The sequence below is a fragment of the Geodermatophilus sp. SYSU D00698 genome (genome assembly GCF_054050335.1).
The window spans coordinates 168,471-185,563 of record NZ_JBJGZD010000002.1; the positions used below are offsets into that span (position 1 = coordinate 168,471).

Genomic DNA, 17,093 nt, shown 5'->3' on the forward strand with positions numbered 1-17,093 from the left:
TCACGGTACGTCCTGAGAGGCCGTCCGGCCTCCTCCGGCGTCCGCCGGCGCCAGCGACGGGACGGCCCGCGTCCCCACGCGCAGCCGCAGCCGCGGCGGGAGCACGTGCGCCTCCAGCCGGACCCGCCGCCCCCGGGCCAGCCACAGCCCCGCGACGGCGCCGGCCGCGACGACGACCACCCCGCCGAGGATCAGCCCCCACGGCGCGCCGAGGTGCTCGGAGGCCCAGCCGATCAGCGGGGCGCCCAGCGGCGTGCCGCCCATGAAGGACGTGAAGTACAGGGCCATCACCCGCCCGCGCATCTGCGGGTCGGCGCCCAGCTGCACGAAGCTGTTGTTGGCCACGCTGAACACCAGGGCCGCCGCGCCGGTGGGCACCAGCAGGACGGCGAACGGCCAGAAGCCCGGCATGAGGCCGCAGGCCACGGTGAGCAGCCCGAAGACGACGGCCGAGGTGACCAGGAACCGCTGCCGCGGGCGGGCGCTGCGGCGGGTGGACAGGAACGCGCCGGTCAGCGAGCCCACGGCGAACGTCGTCGAGAGCAGGCCGAACGCCTCGGCGCCGAGGTCGAACACCTCGCGGGCCATGAGCGCGATCGTGACCTGGAAGTTGAACCCGAAGGTGCCGATGACGAAGGCCAGCACCATCGCCAGCCGCAGGTCCGGCCGCGACCAGGTGTAGGCCAGCCCCGCCCGCAGCTGCCCGCGGGCGCGCGCGACCGGCTCGCTGCGGCGCAGCTCCCCGGCCCGCATGAGCAGCAGCGCCCCGATGGTGAACACGAAGCTGGCGGCGTTGACGAGGAACGCGGGCGCGGTGTCGCCGCCCGAGGCGCCGATGAGCAGGCCGGCCAGCGACGGCCCGACCAGCCGGGCGCCGTTGAAGATCGTCGAGTTGAGCCCGACCGCGTTGGCCAGCAGGTCGCCGCCGACCATCTCGGAGACGAACGCCTGCCGCACCGGGGCGTCGACCGCCGACACGCACCCCAGCGCGCCGGCCAGCACGAACACGTGCCACAGCGCGACGGCGCCGGTGGCCACGAGCGTGCCGAGGCCCAGCGCGAGCAGGCCCATCAGCGCCTGGGTGACGACGAGGACGCGGCGCTTGTCGTAGCGGTCGGCCAGCACCCCGCCGTACATGCTCAGCAGCAGCGTCGGGCCGAACTGCAGGGCGGTGATCAGGCCGAGCGCCACCCCGCTGTCGCCGGACAGCTGCAGCACCAGCCAGTCCTGGCCGATGCGCTGCATCCACGTGCCGGTCAGGCTGACCAGGTTCGCCGACGCGTAGAGCCGGAAGTTGTGCACGCGGAGCGACCGGAACGGGCTGCGCCCGCTGGTGGCCGGTCCCCCCGAGCCGGGTTCAGCAGGCGTGGACGTCACCCACCGGCGAGCTCCTCCATGATCTCCGCGGCCTCGCGCAGGGTCGCCCGCTGCTGCGGGGTGAGCCGCTGCAGCTGGCCCGACAGCCACGCCTCCCGGGCCCGGGCCTCCTCGGCCAGCAGCGTCTCGGCCGCCGGGGTCAGGTCGATGACCACCTGCCGGCCGTCGGTCGGGTGCGGCGTGCGGGTGACCAGGCCCATGCCCTCCAGCGCGACCACCACGCGGGTCATCGACGGCGGCTGCACCCGCTCGTGCGCGGCCAGCTCCCCCGGGCTCATCGCGCCGTGCCGCTTGATCGTGGACAGCGCGGCGAGGTGGGTGAGGGTGACCGAGGTGTCGACCCGCTGGTTGCGCAGCCGGCGGGAGAAGCGCATCACCGCCAGCCGCAGGTCGTGAGCCAGTGCCGCGGTGTCCAGCGTCGACCGGGTCACGGCCCCAGCCTACCGGTCGTTAGCGCCGCTCAGAACACCTGCTGGAGCGGCTCCAGCGCGAAGTAGACGAGGAACAGCGCCGTGATCACCCACATCAGCGGGTGGATCTCGCGGCGCCTGCCCACCGCGGTCCGCAGCAGGACGTAGGTGACGACGCCGGCGCCGATGCCGTTGGTGATCGAGTAGGTGAACGGCATGAGCGCGATGGTGAGGAAGGCCGGGATGACCAGGGACATGTCGTCCCACTCGAGGTGGCGGATCTGGCTGATCATCAGCGCGCCGACGACGACCAGCGCCGGGGCCGCGGCCTCCGAGGGCACGATCTGCACCAGCGGGGTGAAGAACATCGCGACGAGGAACAGCACGCCGGTGACCACGCTGGCCAGGCCGGTGCGGGCACCGTCGGCCACGCCGGAGGCGGACTCGACGTAGGTGGTGTTCGACGAGACGCTCGCCGCGCCGCCGGCCGCGGCGGCCAGCGAGTCGACCAGCAGGACCGGCTGCGAGCCGGGCAGGTTGCGCTCCTCGTCGAGCAGGTCCCCCTCGGCGCCGACGGCGGTGACCGTGCCGACCGTGTCGAAGAAGTCGGCGATCATGATCGAGAACACGATGAGCAGCGCCGCGACGACGCCGATCCGCTCGAACCCGCCGAACAGCGAGAAGTCCCCGATGATCGACAGGTCGGGGGCGCTGATGACCTCGTCGGGCCACCGCGGCAGCTGCAGGGCCCAGCCGCGCGGGTTGTCCTCCCCCACGCGGACGCCGACGTCGGCGATCTCCTCGACGACGATCGCCAGCACCGTCGAGACGACGATGCCGATGAGCAGCGCGCCCCTGACCCGGCGGACGACGAGCAGCGCGGTGAGCAGCAGCCCCACGACGAACACCAGCAGCGGCCACCCGGCGAGCTGCCCGTTGATGCCGAAGCTGATCAGCGGGGTGCCCGGCCGGATGACGCCGGCGTCGGCCAGGCCGATGATCGTCAGGAAGAAGCCGATGCCGACCGCGATCGCCGTCTTGAGCTGCGGCGGGATCGCCTCGAACACCGCCCGGCGGAAGCCGGTGAGCACCAGCACGGTGATCAGCAGGCCCTCGAGCACGACCAGGCCCATGATCTCCGGCCAGGACAGCTGGGTGGCGGCGAAGACCGCGACGATCGCGTTGATGCCGAGGCCGGTGGCCACCGCGAACGGGTACCGCCCGACGACGCCCATGAGCACGGTGAGCGCGCCGGCGACCAGCGCGGTGACCGCGGCGACGGCACCGAAGGGCAGCGAGGCGCCCGTGACGTCGGCGCCGGACAGGATGATCGGGTTGAGCACCACGATGTAGGCCATCGTGAAGAACGTGGTCAGCCCGCCGCGGACCTCACGGCCGACCGTGCTGCGCCGGGCGCTGATCCCGAAGTAGCGGTCCAGCCCGTTGCGCGGCCGGACCTGCGGACCGGCACTGCGGCGCGGTCGCGGCGCCTCCACCGCGACGTCGGCCGGCGTGTCCCCCGTGGGGGCGGCGGCGCGGGCTGCGCGGGCGCCGCGGGCGGGACGGGACTTCTCGGGCATGCGGGCTCCTGCGGACATGCGGCTGCCGGGCGGTGAGCCGCGACAGCGTGCCACACCGCACGCGCGCCTCCCCGCCGGTCTCCGGGGGACGCCGCCTAGTGTCGGCGGTGTGTCCCGCCCCGCTGCACCCGGCCCCCTGAAGCAGGCCCCTCCCCCGCTGCGCGTGGACACCGCCCGCGTCGTCCTCGCCCTGACGGCGCTGTGGGCGCTCGCCCTCGTCGTCCTGCTGCTCCTCGGCGACCGGGTGGACCGCGTGTGGACGTGGACCTGCGTGGCCGGGATCGTGCTGGCCGGGGTGGGCCTCGCGGTCATGCGCCGGCAGGGCCAGCTGGGGCCCCGCCGCTGAGGGACGGGGCCGCTAGTCGGTGAGGACGTCGAACTCCGCGGTGTCGTAGCGGGCCGACGTCACGACCTCGGCCGGCTCCCCGGCGGCCAGGGTGGCCTGGCTGTGCGCGCCGCAGCCGTAGTCGACGGCGACCACCCGGCCGTCGGCGGGCGCGTACTCGTTGGCGCACGCGCCGAGCAGGTTCCGCAGCGAGCCGGCCAGCGGGAGGAAGAAGCCGCAGGTGCCGCACGGGCCCGGGGCCTGGCGGGCCATCGGCGCGCGCGGGCCGAAGTCCCCGGCCAGCCAGCGGGCGGCCGCGGCGCTGCGCCCCTCGCGGGACATGACCCGCTCCCGGCCCAGGCCGAGCTCGCAGGCCAGCGCCTGCGCCTCGGGGTCGGCCGCGGCGTCGTCCTCGGTCGTGCAGGAGGGCACCAGCCGCGGGTCGTCCTCGGTGGCCGGCAGGACGTCGCCCACCGACAGGTCACCCGGGCGCAGCCGCTCGTGCCAGGGCACCCAGGCCGGCGCCAGCAGCGCGGCGTCGCCGGGCAGGAGCACGACCTCGTCGACGGTGGCGCCGTCGTCCCCCGGGACGTGCGCGAGGGTGACCGCCCAGTGCCAGCCGACGTAGCCGGGCAGCCGGCTGGCGAACGAGTGGGTGACCACCTCGCCGAGGACGGCGGCCGGGGCGTCCCCGGGCTGCTCCGGGGTGGCGCCCAGGTGCTCGCCGACCACGGCGGGGTCGCCGGCGGTCTCCTCGGCCGCGGCGCGGGCGAGGTCGACCGCGCCGGTCAGCACGTCGCTGGGGGCGGGATCGGGGGTCACGGCCCCATGTTCCCAGACGGCGGTGCCCACGACGCGCACGCGGGGACCCCCGTGATCACGCCCACCCCGGACCGCCGGGCGGGTGCGGCACCATGGGGGCGTGCCGTCGTCGCGTCCGCCCGGGTCCCGCCGCGGCCCGCTGCGCCGGTCGCGGCCGGAGCCGGTCCCGCCCGACCGGCTGGACACCACCCCGCTGGACCTGCCCCGCCCGGGAACCCAGCCGCAGGCCGCGGCGCCCCCGCCGGGGTACGGCCCGCCGACCGCCCCGGCGCCCGGGTACGCCCCCCCGCCGCAGGCGCTGCCGCCCGGCTACGCCCCCCCGCCGGTCCCGCCGCCGGCCGCCGCGGTGCCGCCCCCGGCCGAGCCGCCGACGGCGCCGCGGGCGCAGCCGCGGGTGACCGTCACCCGGGTCGCCGTCGCCCGCACCCGCGAGCTCACCGGCGCGGCCGTCGCCCGGGTGCGCGCCGCCAGCCGCGCCGACGGCGCCGCCGAGAGCGGCCTCACCCAGCTGCTGTGGGTCAACGCCCTGCACATGGCCGGGGACGCGATGGTCGCCGTCTCGCTGGCCGGCACCCTGTTCTTCGCCGCGGCCGCCGACGCGCAGCGCGCCAACGTCGCGCTGTACCTGCTGGTCACGATGGCGCCGTTCGCGGTGGTCGCCCCGGTCATCGGCCCGCTGCTGGACCGGCTGCAGCGCGGCCGGCGCTGGGCGCTCGGCGCCGCCTCGCTGGGGCGCGCGGCGCTGGCGCTGGTGATGGCCGCGCACCAGACCGACTGGCTGCTCTACCCCGCGGCGCTCGGCGTGCTGGTGCTGTCCAAGGCGCACAACGTGCTGCGCGCCGCCGTCGTCCCGCGGGTGCTGCCCGGCGCCATGTCGCTCACCTCGGCCAACGCCCGGCTCTCGGTGTTCGGCCTGGTCACCGCCGGGGTCTTCGGCGGCCTCGGGGCGGGCCTGGCCTGGGCGTCCGGCTTCGAGCCGCTGCTGTGGGCGACCGCCGCGGTGTTCGCCGTCACCGGCGTGCTCGCCGTCCGGCTGCCCCGCCACGTCGACGTCCCCGCCGGCGAGCAGCCCGCCGACGTCCTCAGCACCGGGCCCGTGCCCGTCGCCGGCCGCGGGCGCCGGCCGGTGAACCCGCACGTGGTGCTCGCGCTGCGCGCCAACGCGGCGCTGCGCGGGCTCGGCGGCTTCCTGACGATCTTCTCCGCGTTCCTCGTGCAGGCCACGGTCGACGGCGGGTGGGAGGCCAGCCTCGCGCTGGGCGCCATCGCCGGCGCGGCCGGGGCGGGCAGCGTGCTCGGCACCGGCATCGGGTCCCGGCTGCACCACGCCGACCCCGACCGGGTGGTCGTGTGGTCCGCCGGGGTCGCCGCCGCGGTCACCGTGCTCGCCGCGGTGTTCTTCGGGCTGGCCACCGCGGCCGCCGTCGCCGGTGTCGCGGCGGTCGCCAACGCCCTGGGCAAGGTCGCCCTCGACGCGATCATCCAGCGCGAGGTGCCCGAGAGCCTGCGCGCCTCGGCGTTCGCCCGCTCCGAGACCGTCCTGCAGCTGGCCTGGGTCTCCGGCGGCGCGCTCGGCATCGCGCTGCCGCCGATCGGGTGGCTCGGCTTCACCGTCGCCGCCGCGCTGCTCGTGCTCGCCGTCGGGCTGGTGCTGTGGACCCCGCGCCGCCGCCGCTGGGCGCCGGTCGACCCCAACGCCCCCACCGTCCCGGGCGCCGTCCCCGCCGCGCCCGACGCCCCGACCGTGCCGGAGGCACCCCGCCCGTGAGGACACCCACCCGCGCCGCCGCAGTCCTGCTGGCCGGCGCGCTCCCCGTCGTGCTGGCCGGCTGCGGCGGCGCGGCCTCGTCGGACACCCCGCCGGAGATCACGGTCACCGCCGGGCCGCAGGAGGTCACCGCCCGGCCCACGCAGTACTGCGGGGAGGGCGAGGGACAGCGTTACGACGTCACGCCGCCGCTGGTCGAGGTCTCCCCCGACACCCCGATCGAGCTGACCGTGCCCGACGACGTCGCCGCGAACGGGTGGAGCGTGCAGGTGTTCGACGAGCGCCTCGAGGAGCGGCTCGGCGAGGTCGACGTCGACCCGGGCACGACGACGTTCGACGGCATCAACAGCTCCGACGTCGTCCCGCCCGCGTACTACCTCGTCGTCGTCGAGGACCGGCACGACGACTGCCTGCTCACCGGCTCGTGGCCGGTCGGCTTCCTGCGCGCCGGCGGCGAGGTGGGCACCACGCCCACCCCGACGCCGGCCGGCTGAGCCTCAGGCCTCGAGGTCCCCGGCGACCGCCCGCAGCACCGCCGCGACCTTGCGCGACTCGGCGCGGTCGGGGTGCCGGCCGCGGCGCAGGGAGTTCGAGACGTCGTCGAGCAGCTTGATGAGGTCCTCGATGATGGGGACCAGCTCGTCGGGCTTCTTCCGCCGGGCCTCGGCCACCTTGGCCGCCACCGAGGGCAGCGGGTCGAGGACCCGCACCTGCAGCGCCTGGTCGCCCCGGCGGCCGGCGACGATGCCGAACTCCACCCGCTGACCCGGCTTGAGCTCGGCGGTGCCCGTCGGCAGGGCGTCCTTGTGCACGAAGACGTCGGGCCCGTCCTCGCGCGAGAGGAAGCCGAAGCCCTTCTCGGGGTTGAACCACTTGACTCTGCCGGTGGGCACGTTGATCCCTCGGGTCGCTTCTGCTCGCGGGTGTCCCGGCACGGGGCCGGCGGACGGCGGCGCGGGCGCACCGCTCGCTGCCAGGTTAGCCGTCCCGCGCACCTAGATTGGCCGGGTGCCGCCCGCGTCCGAGTCCGTCGCGCACCCGGGCCCCCCGCACCCGGACTACCGGTTCACCCTCGCCAACGAGCGCACCCTGCTGGCCTGGCTACGCACCGGGTTGGCGCTGGTCGCCGGCGGGGTGGCGGTGGCGGCGTACGTGCCCCGGCTCGGCGCCTCCTGGGGCGGCGGCGCGGTCGGGCTGGCCCTCGTGGCGACCGGCCTCGGCACCGCGCTGGCCGGCTACGGGCGGTGGCGGCGCAACGAGCGGGCGATCGCCACCGACGCCCCGCTGCGCGCCGGCCCCGAGGTCCCGGCGCTGGTCGCGCTGGTCACCGCGGTGGTGCTGCTGGTGGCGGTGCTGCTGGTCGTCGAGGTCGCCTGATGACCGCCCGCGAGACCCAGCCGCAGCGCACCGTCCTCTCCTGGCAGCGCACCGGGCTCGGCCTGCTCGGCGTCGCCGCGGTGCTCGGCGCCCACGCCGTGCTCGACGAGCGGGTGCTGCCCCTGGTCCTCGCGGCCGCGGTGGCGGTGACCGGCCTCGGCGTCCTCGGCGTCCTCGCGCGGCGGCGGGCCCGAGCGCTCGCCCGGACCCCGGCGGCGGCGCCGGCCGCGGCCGCGCTGGTCACCGCCGCCGTCGCCGGGACGGCGCTGGCCGCCGCCGCGGCCCTGCTCAGCCGCTGACGGCCTCGGGGTCGACGACGCCGAGCCGGCCGAGCAGGTCGAGGAACACGACGGCGAAGTCGTTGCCCGCGACGTCGCGCCGGACCGACTGCCAGTCGACCTGCTCGCGCAGCGCCCGGGCCACCGGCAGCAACCGGGAGAAGTCGCAGTAGTGCTCGTCGAGCGCCATGAGCTTGGTGGTGAGGATGTCGGTGGCCGCGAGCACCGGCATGTGCACCGACAGCACGGGGAGGTCCTCGGCGCGGTCGATGAGGTCGGTCTCCACCGGCACGCCGCAGGTGCGCCAGAGCACGTCGACGAACGAGTTGCCCTGCACGACCTTGGTCAGCCAGTCCTCGGCCGGGTCCTCCACCTGCAGGCCGGCGTCGGCGAGCACCTTGGCCGCCCGCTCGGACTCCCCGGCCGGGACGAGGAAGTCGGCGTCGTGGTCGGGCTCGGGGGCGCCGCGCACCCACGCCGCGTAGCCGCCGCAGAGGGCGAAGGGCACCCCGCCCTCCTTGAGGGCCACGGCGGTGCGCTTGAGGAGGTCACGGATCTCGTCGCGGTCGGAGGGCAGCACGGGGTGCGTCTACCCGGCGTCCGGCCGGTCACGCACGGTTGAGTCCCGCCCGCGGGGGCACGGGAGTCCCGTGCGCATCGCGACCTTCAACATCCTGCACGGGCGCTCGCCCGAGGACGACCGGGTCGACGTCGACCGGCTCGCCGCGGCGGTGAAGACGCTGGACGCCGACGTGCTGGCGCTGCAGGAGGTCGACCGCGACCAGCCCCGCTCGATGAACGCCGACCTCACCGCGGTGGCCGCCGAGGCGATGGGCGCGGTCGACCACCAGTTCGTGGCCGCGCTGTCGGGGACGCCCGGCGGCACGTGGATGGCGGCCACCGGCGACGAGCAGCCCGGCGCGGCCAGCTACGGCGTCGCGCTGCTGTCGCGGTACCCGGTGGTGTCCTGGCGGGTGGTCCGGCTGCCGACGCTGCGCGGGCGGGTGCCGGTGTGGTTCCGCGGCACGCGGGCGCCGCAGCTGGTGAGCGAGGAGCCGCGGGTCGCCGTCGCCGCCGTCATCGACGGGCCGACCGGGCAGTTCACCGTCACCTGCACCCACCTGTCGTTCGTGCCGTACTGGAACACCGTGCAGCTGCGCCGGCTGATGCGGTCGCTGCGGGGGACGCGCGAGCCGCTCGTGGTCCTCGGCGACCTCAACATGGAGCCGCCCAAGGCCGCCCGGGTGAGCGGGCTGCGGCCGCTGGCCGCGGGCCTGACCTTCCCCGCCGACGTCCCGGTCCGGCAGCTGGACCACGTGCTGGCCCGCGGGTCGGTGTCCGTCACCGGCCAGGCCGAGGTGGTGCGGCTGCCGCTGTCGGACCACCGCGCGCTGGTGGTGCCGTGCGCGGTCGGGTGAGGCGGTTGGCGTCGTGACAGCGACGGGTGTCACGATCAGCGCATGGCTGCGTCCCGCGTCGGCACCCGCGCCTTCACCCTGGTCGCCTCGGCGGTGCGACTGATCGCCTCGCTGGTGGCGGTGGTGATCGTGGTCCACGCGGTGTTCACCTTCTTCGAGGCCAACCCGGCGAACGCGCTGGTGTCGGCCGCGGCGGACGTGCGCCGCGACCTCGGCTGGTTCACCGTCGACCTGTTCCGGCCGTCGGACCCGCGCGTCGGCGAGACGGTCAACGCCGCGATGGCGGCGCTGGTCTGGGTCCTCGTCGGCAACCTGGTGTCCAGGCTGCTGGTGAAGCTGGCTCCCTAGGCGTCCCGGCCCTCAGGCGTTCCTGACGGCGGCCGCGGCCTCCAGGCCCAGCTCCCTCACCGACACCTCGCGCATCTCGACCTTGCGGACCTTGCCGGTCACCGTCATCGGGAAGCCCTCGACGACCTTGACGTAGCGGGGCACCTTGTAGTGCGCCAGCTTCCCGGCGCAGAACTCCCGCAGCGCCTCCGGCGTGAGCGGCTCGGCACCCTCGCGCAGCCGGACCCAGGCCATGAGCTCCTCGCCGTACCGCTCGTCGGGGACGCCGATCACCTGCGCGTCGACGACGTCGGGGTGGGTGTAGAGGAACTCCTCGACCTCGCGCGGGTACACGTTCTCCCCGCCGCGGATGACCATGTCCTTGATCCGGCCGACGATGTTGAGGTAGCCGGCCTCGTCCATGACGGCGAGGTCGCCGGTGTGCATCCAGCGGGCGGCGTCGACGACCTCGGCGGTCTTCTCCGGCTCGTCCCAGTAGCCGAGCATCACCGAGTAGCCGCGGGTGCAGAACTCCCCCGGCGTCCCGCGCGGCACGGTGATGCCGGTCTCGGGGTGGACGACCTTGACCTCCAGGTGCGGGTGCACCCGGCCGACGGTCGAGGTGCGGCGGTCGAGGTCGTCGTCGGCGCCGGTCTGGGTGGAGACCGGCGAGGTCTCGGTCATGCCGTAGCAGATGGTCACCTCGGTCATGCCCATCTCGGTGACGACCCGCTTCATCACCTCGACCGGACAGGGCGAGCCGGCCATGATCCCGGTGCGCAGGCTGGAGAGGTCGTAGGTGCCGAAGTCCGGCAGCGCCAGCTCGGCGATGAACATCGTCGGGACGCCGTACAGCGACGTGCACCGCTCGTCCTGCACCGCCCGCAGCGTGGCCGCCGGGTCGAAGGCGGGCGCGGGGATGACCATCGTGGCGCCGTGGCTGGTGGCCCCCAGGTTGCCCATCCCCATGCCGAAGCAGTGGTAGTAGGGCACCGGGATGCAGATCCGGTCGGCCTCGGTGTAGCCGCAGCCCTCGCCCACGAAGAACCCGTTGTTGAGCAGGTTGTGGTGGGACAACGTGGCGCCCTTGGGGAAGCCGGTGGTGCCCGACGTGTACTGGATGTTGATCGGGTCGTCGGGCGAGAGCTCGGCGGCGCGCTCGGCGAGCAGCCCGCGGTCCGCGGCCCGGCCGGCGTCCAGCAGCCGCTCCCACTCCGGGTCGCCGAGGAAGACGACCTCGCGCAGGTGGGGGCAGTCGTCGCGGACCTCGGCCACCATCGCCCGGTAGTCGCTGGTCTTGAACTCCGGCGCGGCGACCAGCACGGAGATGCCGGCCTGGCGCAGCACGTAGGCCAGCTCGTGCGTGCGGTACGCCGGGTTGATGTTGACCAGGATCGCGCCGAGCTTGGCGGTGCCGTACTGGACGAACACCCACTCGGCGCAGTTGGGCGCCCAGATGCCGACCCGGTCGCCCTTCCGCACGCCGAGGGCGTCGAGGCCGAGGGCGCAGGCGTCGACGTCGGCGACCAGCTGCGGGTACGTCCAGCGGCGACCGGTGGCGCACTCGACGAGCGCCTCGTGGTCGCCCACCCGCGCTGCCGTCCGGTCGAGGTCCGCACCGATGGTGTCCCCGAGCAGGGGGACGGTCGAGGTGCCGCTGGCGTAGGACGGCAGCGCGGGGGTGGTCACGGCCGCCGGTTCTCGGGCAGCTGCACCCCGGCCCGGTTGGGCTTGTCCGTGGGGTGGGCGTAGCGGATGCGGTCCGGCGGCAGCGGGAAGCTGTGGTCCTCGCCGAACGGGGACAGCGGGCCGGCCATCTCACCGAGGAACTCGGTCACCGGCGGGCCGGCGTTCTCCGACTGGCCCCAGGTCGGCTCCACCAGGTGGGCGTGCTTCTCGTTGCGCTTGGCCATCTCGCCTCCGTGTCCGGTGCGCTCCCTCGGGGGACGCACGTGCGGCGTCATTCTCGCGTGCCCCGGGTCCTACCCGCAGCAGCCCCGCCCACGTCACCCCCGTTCGCGGGGAGCGCGGCGGGCGGACCGGGCGGACCGGGCGCCGTAGAGGGTGGGCAGCCCCTCGGCGGTGAGCACCCACTCCCCCGGGCGGACCGGCGCGAGCCGCACCTCGCCGCCGTCGAGCCCCTGCACCTGGCGGGTGCGCCAGACCGAGGTGCTCACCAGCGTGAGCCGCACCGGCTCCTGGGTGGGGTCCCACTCGTCGTAGCCCTCGGGCTCGAAGGCGACGATCGCCGGCCCGGCGATGCGCAGCAGCCCGCGCTGCCAGGGGACGGCGGCCAGCGCCCGCCGCCAGCGCAGGGCGCGGGCCAGCGCGCCGAGGCCCGCGCCGACGGCGACCAGCCCGACGACCACCAGCCCGACGACGACCGTCCCGGCCAGCGGCACCGGGCGGCCGCGGTCCTCGGCGACGGCGACGGCGACGGCGCCGAGCAGCACGGCCAGGACGACGGCGATCAGCCCGCCCGCCAGCCAGCGCAGCGCGCCGGCCCGGTAGCCCTCGAGGGCGCTCCGGGTGTGCGGGTCGTCGGCGGCCGGCTGCACGGCGTCCATGCTGGCAGGACCGGCCGTCCGGGCGGCACGGGCGGGCGCGGACGTAACGTGGTCCGGATGCCTGCCGACCGCCCCGCCACGCTGGCCGCGTGGCTGCGCACCCGCAGCGACGCCCAGCTCGGGGCGCTGCTGGCCGCGCGGCCCGACGTGGCCCGGCCCGCGCCCTCCGACGTCGTCGCGCTGGCCAGCCGGCTGGCGGTGCCCGTGTCGGTGGACCGCGCCCTCGACGACCTCGACGCCGCCACCCTGCAGGTGCTCGACGTCGTGCTGCTCGCCCCCACCGACGGCGTGGAGGCCGCCGACGTCGTCGCGGCGCTGCCCGGGCTGCCCGAGGACGTCGTCGACGCGGCGGTCGAGCGGCTGACCACCCGGGCGCTGCTGTGGGGCGACGAGGTCCTGCACGCCCCCGACCAGGTGCGCCGCGCCGTCCGGTACCCCGCGGGCCTCGGCCGCCGGGCCGTCGAGCTCCGGGTGACCCCGCCCGCCGACCTGGCCGCCGCCGTCGGCGCGCTGGCCCCCGCCGAGCGGGAGGTGCTCGAGCGGCTGGCCGGCGACCGCCCGGTCGGGCACCTGCCCGAGACCGGCGGCGGCGCGGCCTCCCCCGCCCGGCGGCTGCTGCAGGCCGGGCTGCTGGCCCGCATCGACGCGCTCAACGTCGAGCTGCCGCGCGAGATCGGGCTCCTGCTGCGCGGGGACCTCCCCCACGGCCCGCCGCGGCTGCGCCCGGAGCCGGCCGCCGTGGAGCGGGACCCGGCCGCGGTCGACCGGCAGGCCGCCGGCGCGGCGCTGGAGGCGGTCGGGCGGGTCGGCGAGCTGCTGGCGGTGCTCGAGGAGGAGCCGGCCGGGCTGCTGCGCAGCGGCGGGGTCGCCGTCCGGGACCGCAAGCGGCTGGCCAGAGCGCTGTCGGTGTCCGAGGCCGACGCCGGGTGGCTGCTGGAGCTGGCCTTCGCCGCGGGGCTGCTCGACGTCGGCGGGCCGCACCGCGACGAGTGGCTGCCCACCCGCGGCTACGACCTGTGGCGCGAGCAGCCGCTGCCCGACCGGTGGGCGACGCTGGTCGCGGGCTGGCTGGACAGCACCCGGCTGCCCTCGCTGGTGGGGTCGCGGGACGTGGCGGGCAAGGCGGTCAACGCGCTGTCGCCGGACCTGGTCCGGCACACCGCCCCGGCGATCCGCCGCTCGGCGCTGGCCGCGCTGCTGGACGCCCCGCCGGGCCGCGGGCTGGCGCCCGACGACCTCGTCGCGCTGCTGCGCTGGCGGACCCCGCGCCGCGCCGACCGGCTCGCGCCGGTGCCGGACATGCTCGCGGAGGCCGCGCGGCTCGGCGTCCTGGTGGGCGGCGTGCTGTCCACCGGCGGGCGCGGCCTGCTAACCCGCGGCGAGGAGGGCGCGGCCGACGGGGTGCAGGGGCTGCTGCCCGAGCCGGTCGACCACGTCCTCGCCCAGCCCGACCTCACCCTCGTCGCGCCCGGCCCGCTGGTGTCCGACCTCGCCGACACCCTCGCCGTCGTCGCCGACGTCGAGTCCTCCGGCGGGGCGACGGTGTTCCGGGTGTCGGAGTCCTCGGTGCGCCGGGCGCTGGACGCCGGGTGGTCGGCCACCGACCTGCACGAATTCTTCGCCCGCGCCTCGCGGACGCCGGTGCCGCAGGCGCTGCGGTACCTGGTCGACGACGTCGCCCGCCAGCACGGCCGGCTGCGGGTCGGCGCGATCGAGTGCTACGTCCGCTCCGACGACCACGGGCTGCTGTCCCAGGTGCTCGGCGACCGGCGGACGGCGGCCGCCGAGCTGCGCCGGCTGGCCCCGGGCGTGCTGGTCAGCGGGCTGGGCGCCGACGAGGTGCTCACCGTGCTGCGGCAGGCCGGGTACGCGCCGGCCGGGGAGTCGCCGGGCGGCGCCGTCCTGACCCGCCCGCCGGCCCGGCCCCGCGCCGCCGGCCGCCGTCCCGGGCCGCCGCCGTCGGCCGCCGGGCGCCCGCTGACGCCGGCCGAGGCGGAGGCGACCGTCCGCGAGATCCGGGCCGGCGACGCCGCGCTCGCCGCCCGCCCCACGGCTCCGGTCCGGCAGGTCCCCGGGGTGACCACCGCGGGCACGCTGGAGCTGCTGTCCCGCGCCGTCCGGGACGGCTCCCCGGTGTGGCTGGGCTACGTCGACGCCCAGGGCAGCGGCAGCCAGCGCGTGGTGCAGCCGGTGTCACTGGCCGGTGGTTTCCTCCAGGGGTGGGACGAACGCCGGCAGGAGAACCGCACCTTCGCGGTGCACCGGATCACCTCCGTCGCGCTGGTCGACGAGGAAGCCCCGGCCGCCGGCAACGGTTGACCTGACAGACGCCCACCCGCCGAGGAGAGGCACCCATCCCCGTGAACGACGGACCCCTCATCGTCCAGTCGGACAAGACGCTGCTGCTGGAGGTCGACCACCCGGCGGCCCGCGAGTGCCGCGCGGCCATCGCCCCGTTCGCCGAGCTCGAGCGCTCGCCCGAGCACGTGCACACCTACCGGGTCACCCCGCTGGCGCTCTGGAACGCGCGCGCCGCCGGGCACGACGCCGAGCAGGTCGTCGACGCGCTGGTGCGCTACTCGCGCTACCCGGTGCCGCACGCGCTGCTGGTCGACGTCGCCGACACGATGGACCACTTCGGCCGGCTGACGCTGGTCAACAACCCGGTGCACGGGCTGGTGCTCACCACCACCGACCGCGCCGTCCTCGAGGAGGTCGTCCGCTCCAAGCGGGTGGCGCCGATGCTCGGGGCGCGGATCGACCCCGACACCGTCGTGGTGCACCCCTCCGAGCGCGGGCGGCTCAAGCAGGCGCTGCTCAAGGTGGGCTGGCCGGCCGAGGACCTCGCCGGCTACGTCGACGGGCAGGCGCACCCGATCGAGCTGGCGCAGGACGGCTGGCACCTGCGCGACTACCAGCAGGAGGCCGTCGACGGGTTCTGGGCCGGCGGCTCGGGCGTCGTCGTCCTCCCCTGCGGCGCCGGCAAGACGCTGGTCGGCGCCGCGGCGATGGCCCAGGCCCGGGCGACCACGCTGATCCTGGTGACCAACACCGTCTCCGGGCGGCAGTGGAAGCGCGAGCTGCTGGCCCGCACCACGCTGACCGAGGACGAGATCGGCGAGTACTCGGGCGAGCGCAAGGAGATCCGCCCGGTCACCATCGCGACCTACCAGGTGATGACCACCCGCCGGAAGGGCGAGTACCGGCACCTGGACCTGTTCGACGCCCAGGACTGGGGCCTCATCGTCTACGACGAGGTGCACCTGCTGCCGGCGCCGATCTTCCGGCTCACCGCCGACCTGCAGTCCCGCCGGCGGCTGGGCCTGACCGCGACGCTGGTGCGCGAGGACGGGCGGGAGGACGACGTCTTCTCGCTGATCGGGCCCAAGCGCTACGACGCGCCGTGGAAGGACATCGAGTCGCAGGGCTACATCGCCCCGGCCGAGTGCATCGAGGTGCGGGTCGGTCTGGACGACGAGGAGCGGATGACCTACGCGGTCGCCGAGCCCGAGGAGCGGTACCGCATCGCGGCGACGGCGTCGTCGAAGCTGCCCGTGATCCGGCGGGTGCTCGAGCGGCACCCCGGCGAGCAGAAGCTGGTCATCGGCGCCTACCTCGACCAGCTCGAGGAGCTCGGGCGGGCGCTGGACGCCCCGGTGATCCAGGGGTCGACCACCAACCGCGAGCGGGAGAAGCTCTTCGACGCGTTCCGCGCCGGGGAGGTCACGACGCTCGTCGTGTCGAAGGTCGCCAACTTCTCCATCGACCTGCCCGAGGCCGCGGTCGCCGTCCAGGTGTCGGGGACCTTCGGGTCGCGGCAGGAGGAGGCCCAGCGGCTGGGCCGGGTGCTCCGGCCGAAGGCCGACGGCCGGCAGGCGCACTTCTACACGGTGGTCAGCCGCGACACCCTCGACGCCGAGTACGCCGCCCACCGGCAGCGCTTCCTGGCCGAGCAGGGCTACGCGTACACGATCGTCGACGCCGCCGACCTGGCCGGCCCGGGCGAGGTCAACGGCCCCGACTGGGTCGACGAGCCCGCCGACTAGAGCCCTCGCCGCGGCCCTCGGGTCCCCGTGACCCGGGGGCCGCGGCCGTCTCCGGGACCCGGCCGGCAGCCGGGCAGGATGCCCGCGTGGCCGGTGAGCGGGACCTCGGGCGGTGCGGGCCGGCGCCGCGCCGCGCCGCGCGCTCGCGGTGCTGCAGGGCCTGACCTCCTGAGGTGGTGGCCGTTCTCACCACCCCGGACCGCCGGGGTGTGCGACGGTGGAGGCGGGTCCGCAGCGGACCCCCGGACGAGCAGCGCCGTACCCGGACAGCGACAAGACGGCGGCCACGGGAGTCGTCGTGTCCTGGTTCGTCCTCGTCCTGTCCGGTGCCCTCGAGGCGGTGTGGGCGACCGCCCTCGGCCGCACGGAGGGCTTCACCCGGCCGGCGCCGACGGTCGTGTTCGTCCTCGGCCTGGTCGGCAGCATGCTCGGCCTCGCCTGGGCGATGCGCACCCTGCCCGTCGGGACGGCGTACGCGGTCTGGGTGGGCATCGGCGCGGCCCTGACCGCCGGCTACGCCATGGCGTCGGGCGAGGAGCCGCTGTCCGCGCTGCGCGTGCTGCTCCTGCTCGGCATCGTCGGCTGCGTGATCGGGCTCAAGCTCACGCACTGAGCGCCCGGCCTCGACGCGGCGGGCGGGTGGGGGCCGGCGGGACGCGCCGGACCGGTCCGTTCCCGGTGTGAGGCCTGCCACGCCGCACCGGTCGGCGCGGGCGTCACCGCAGGTCAGGCGCGTGCCGCGGACCGCGTATACGACGGCCGCGGGCGGGCGCGCGGGAGGTGGCCGGTCGGGCGTGT

Annotated in this window: 19 protein-coding genes and 1 riboswitch; of the genes, 10 read left to right on the top strand and 9 right to left on the bottom strand. The window is 76.1% G+C overall.

What is annotated here, in order from left to right; all coding sequences use genetic code 11:
* Genes ACI8AB_RS02560 through ACI8AB_RS02570 form a run of 3 tightly spaced genes read right to left on the bottom strand, consistent with a single transcriptional unit; the run spans position 1 to position 3,367 of the window.
* Positions 1–1,377 (bottom strand): MFS transporter, encoded by a 1,377-nt coding sequence (locus ACI8AB_RS02560; RefSeq protein ID WP_456948829.1) that lies wholly within the window; start codon positions 1,375–1,377, stop codon positions 1–3.
* Entirely contained in the window at positions 1,374–1,808 is a 435-nt protein-coding gene (locus tag ACI8AB_RS02565) for a MarR family winged helix-turn-helix transcriptional regulator (protein WP_456948830.1), read from the bottom strand. The genes ACI8AB_RS02560 and ACI8AB_RS02565 overlap by 4 nt, the downstream gene beginning before the upstream one ends.
* 29 nt (positions 1,809–1,837) lie before the next feature.
* The gene (locus ACI8AB_RS02570; RefSeq protein ID WP_456948831.1) at positions 1,838–3,367 is read right to left on the bottom strand and encodes an NCS2 family permease; all 1,530 of its coding nucleotides are present in this window, start codon (positions 3,365–3,367) and stop codon (positions 1,838–1,840) included.
* A gap of 109 nt (positions 3,368–3,476) precedes the next feature.
* On the opposite strand from ACI8AB_RS02570, the gene ACI8AB_RS02575 reads away from it, so the two are divergent.
* The gene (locus ACI8AB_RS02575) at positions 3,477–3,713 is read left to right on the top strand and encodes a DUF2530 domain-containing protein (protein WP_387988008.1); all 237 of its coding nucleotides are present in this window, start codon (positions 3,477–3,479) and stop codon (positions 3,711–3,713) included.
* Positions 3,714–3,725: 12 nt separating this feature from the next.
* Here the strand turns inward: ACI8AB_RS02575 and ACI8AB_RS02580 are convergent, their stop codons facing one another.
* Positions 3,726–4,514 carry a DUF3027 domain-containing protein gene (locus ACI8AB_RS02580; RefSeq protein WP_456948832.1) on the bottom strand — a complete coding sequence of 263 codons (789 nt, stop codon included), beginning with the start codon at positions 4,512–4,514 and terminating at the stop codon, positions 3,726–3,728.
* Positions 4,515–4,614: 100 nt separating this feature from the next.
* On the opposite strand from ACI8AB_RS02580, the gene ACI8AB_RS02585 reads away from it, so the two are divergent.
* Positions 4,615–6,282 (top strand): MFS transporter, encoded by a 1,668-nt coding sequence (locus ACI8AB_RS02585; RefSeq protein ID WP_456948833.1) that lies wholly within the window; start codon positions 4,615–4,617, stop codon positions 6,280–6,282.
* On the top strand, positions 6,279–6,776 hold the full coding sequence (locus ACI8AB_RS02590) for a DUF2771 family protein (protein ID WP_387988011.1): 498 nt from the start codon (positions 6,279–6,281) through the stop codon (positions 6,774–6,776). The genes ACI8AB_RS02585 and ACI8AB_RS02590 overlap by 4 nt, the downstream gene beginning before the upstream one ends.
* Positions 6,777–6,779: 3 nt before the next feature.
* Here ACI8AB_RS02590 and ACI8AB_RS02595 read toward each other — a convergent pair whose 3' ends face one another.
* A complete protein-coding gene (locus tag ACI8AB_RS02595) occupies positions 6,780–7,175 on the bottom strand; it encodes a cold-shock protein (protein ID WP_456901690.1) in 396 nt (131 codons plus the stop codon).
* 115 nt (positions 7,176–7,290) lie between these two features.
* Here ACI8AB_RS02595 and ACI8AB_RS02600 point away from each other — a divergent pair, with 115 nt between their 5' ends.
* A complete protein-coding gene (locus ACI8AB_RS02600; RefSeq protein ID WP_456948834.1) occupies positions 7,291–7,659 on the top strand; it encodes a YidH family protein in 369 nt (122 codons plus the stop codon).
* Complete coding sequence (locus tag ACI8AB_RS02605) at positions 7,659–7,958, top strand: DUF202 domain-containing protein (RefSeq protein ID WP_456948835.1); 300 nt, start codon at positions 7,659–7,661, stop codon at positions 7,956–7,958. The genes ACI8AB_RS02600 and ACI8AB_RS02605 overlap by 1 nt, the downstream gene beginning before the upstream one ends.
* Here ACI8AB_RS02605 and ACI8AB_RS02610 read toward each other — a convergent pair.
* Entirely contained in the window at positions 7,948–8,517 is a 570-nt protein-coding gene (locus ACI8AB_RS02610; RefSeq protein ID WP_387988014.1) for a nucleotidyltransferase family protein, read from the bottom strand. The genes ACI8AB_RS02605 and ACI8AB_RS02610 overlap by 11 nt on opposite strands.
* A gap of 70 nt (positions 8,518–8,587) precedes the next feature.
* Here ACI8AB_RS02610 and ACI8AB_RS02615 point away from each other — a divergent pair, with 70 nt between their 5' ends.
* Together ACI8AB_RS02615 and ACI8AB_RS02620 are read left to right on the top strand one after the other, a co-directional pair.
* Positions 8,588–9,355 (top strand): endonuclease/exonuclease/phosphatase family protein, encoded by a 768-nt coding sequence (locus ACI8AB_RS02615; RefSeq protein ID WP_456948836.1) that lies wholly within the window; start codon positions 8,588–8,590, stop codon positions 9,353–9,355.
* A gap of 42 nt (positions 9,356–9,397) precedes the next feature.
* Positions 9,398–9,703 carry a hypothetical protein gene (locus tag ACI8AB_RS02620; protein WP_456948837.1) on the top strand — a complete coding sequence of 102 codons (306 nt, stop codon included), beginning with the start codon at positions 9,398–9,400 and terminating at the stop codon, positions 9,701–9,703.
* Positions 9,704–9,715: 12 nt separating this feature from the next.
* Here the strand turns inward: ACI8AB_RS02620 and ACI8AB_RS02625 are convergent, their stop codons facing one another.
* From ACI8AB_RS02625 to ACI8AB_RS02635, 3 genes are all read right to left on the bottom strand, one after another.
* Positions 9,716–11,371 carry an AMP-binding protein gene (locus ACI8AB_RS02625; protein ID WP_456948838.1) on the bottom strand — a complete coding sequence of 552 codons (1,656 nt, stop codon included), beginning with the start codon at positions 11,369–11,371 and terminating at the stop codon, positions 9,716–9,718.
* Positions 11,368–11,595, bottom strand: coding sequence for a hypothetical protein (locus ACI8AB_RS02630; RefSeq protein ID WP_387988018.1), 228 nt, complete (start codon positions 11,593–11,595; stop codon positions 11,368–11,370). The genes ACI8AB_RS02625 and ACI8AB_RS02630 overlap by 4 nt, the downstream gene beginning before the upstream one ends.
* Positions 11,596–11,688: 93 nt before the next feature.
* The gene (locus tag ACI8AB_RS02635; protein ID WP_456948839.1) at positions 11,689–12,249 is read right to left on the bottom strand and encodes a hypothetical protein; all 561 of its coding nucleotides are present in this window, start codon (positions 12,247–12,249) and stop codon (positions 11,689–11,691) included.
* Positions 12,250–12,306: 57 nt separating this feature from the next.
* On the opposite strand from ACI8AB_RS02635, the gene ACI8AB_RS02640 reads away from it, so the two are divergent.
* The 3 genes from ACI8AB_RS02640 (at position 12,307) to ACI8AB_RS02650 (ending at position 16,908) form a co-directional block, all read left to right on the top strand.
* Positions 12,307–14,568, top strand: a complete 2,262-nt coding sequence (locus tag ACI8AB_RS02640) for a helicase-associated domain-containing protein (protein ID WP_456948840.1) — start codon at positions 12,307–12,309, stop codon at positions 14,566–14,568.
* 41 nt (positions 14,569–14,609) lie between these two features.
* Positions 14,610–16,295, top strand: a complete 1,686-nt coding sequence (locus tag ACI8AB_RS02645; protein WP_456948841.1) for a DNA repair helicase XPB — start codon at positions 14,610–14,612, stop codon at positions 16,293–16,295.
* A 222-nt stretch (positions 16,296–16,517) separates the two neighbouring features.
* Positions 16,518–16,582: riboswitch (guanidine-III (ykkC-III) riboswitch) on the top strand.
* 11 nt (positions 16,583–16,593) lie between these two features.
* Positions 16,594–16,908 carry a DMT family transporter gene (locus tag ACI8AB_RS02650; protein ID WP_456948842.1) on the top strand — a complete coding sequence of 105 codons (315 nt, stop codon included), beginning with the start codon at positions 16,594–16,596 and terminating at the stop codon, positions 16,906–16,908.
* Positions 16,909–17,093: the final 185 nt, after the last annotated feature.

Bases quoted from the DNA above. Each gene is read 5' to 3' on its own strand.
- ACI8AB_RS02570 (WP_456948831.1), bottom strand. From the start codon at position 3,367: ATGCCCGAGAAGTCCCGTCCCGCCCGCGGCGCCCGCGCAGCCCGCGCC.
- ACI8AB_RS02605 (WP_456948835.1), top strand. From the start codon at position 7,659: ATGACCGCCCGCGAGACCCAGCCGCAGCGCACCGTCCTCTCCTGGCAG.
- ACI8AB_RS02620 (WP_456948837.1), top strand. From the start codon at position 9,398: ATGGCTGCGTCCCGCGTCGGCACCCGCGCCTTCACCCTGGTCGCCTCG.
- ACI8AB_RS02630 (WP_387988018.1), bottom strand. From the start codon at position 11,595: ATGGCCAAGCGCAACGAGAAGCACGCCCACCTGGTGGAGCCGACCTGG.
- ACI8AB_RS02635 (WP_456948839.1), bottom strand. From the start codon at position 12,249: ATGGACGCCGTGCAGCCGGCCGCCGACGACCCGCACACCCGGAGCGCC.
- ACI8AB_RS02640 (WP_456948840.1), top strand. From the start codon at position 12,307: ATGCCTGCCGACCGCCCCGCCACGCTGGCCGCGTGGCTGCGCACCCGC.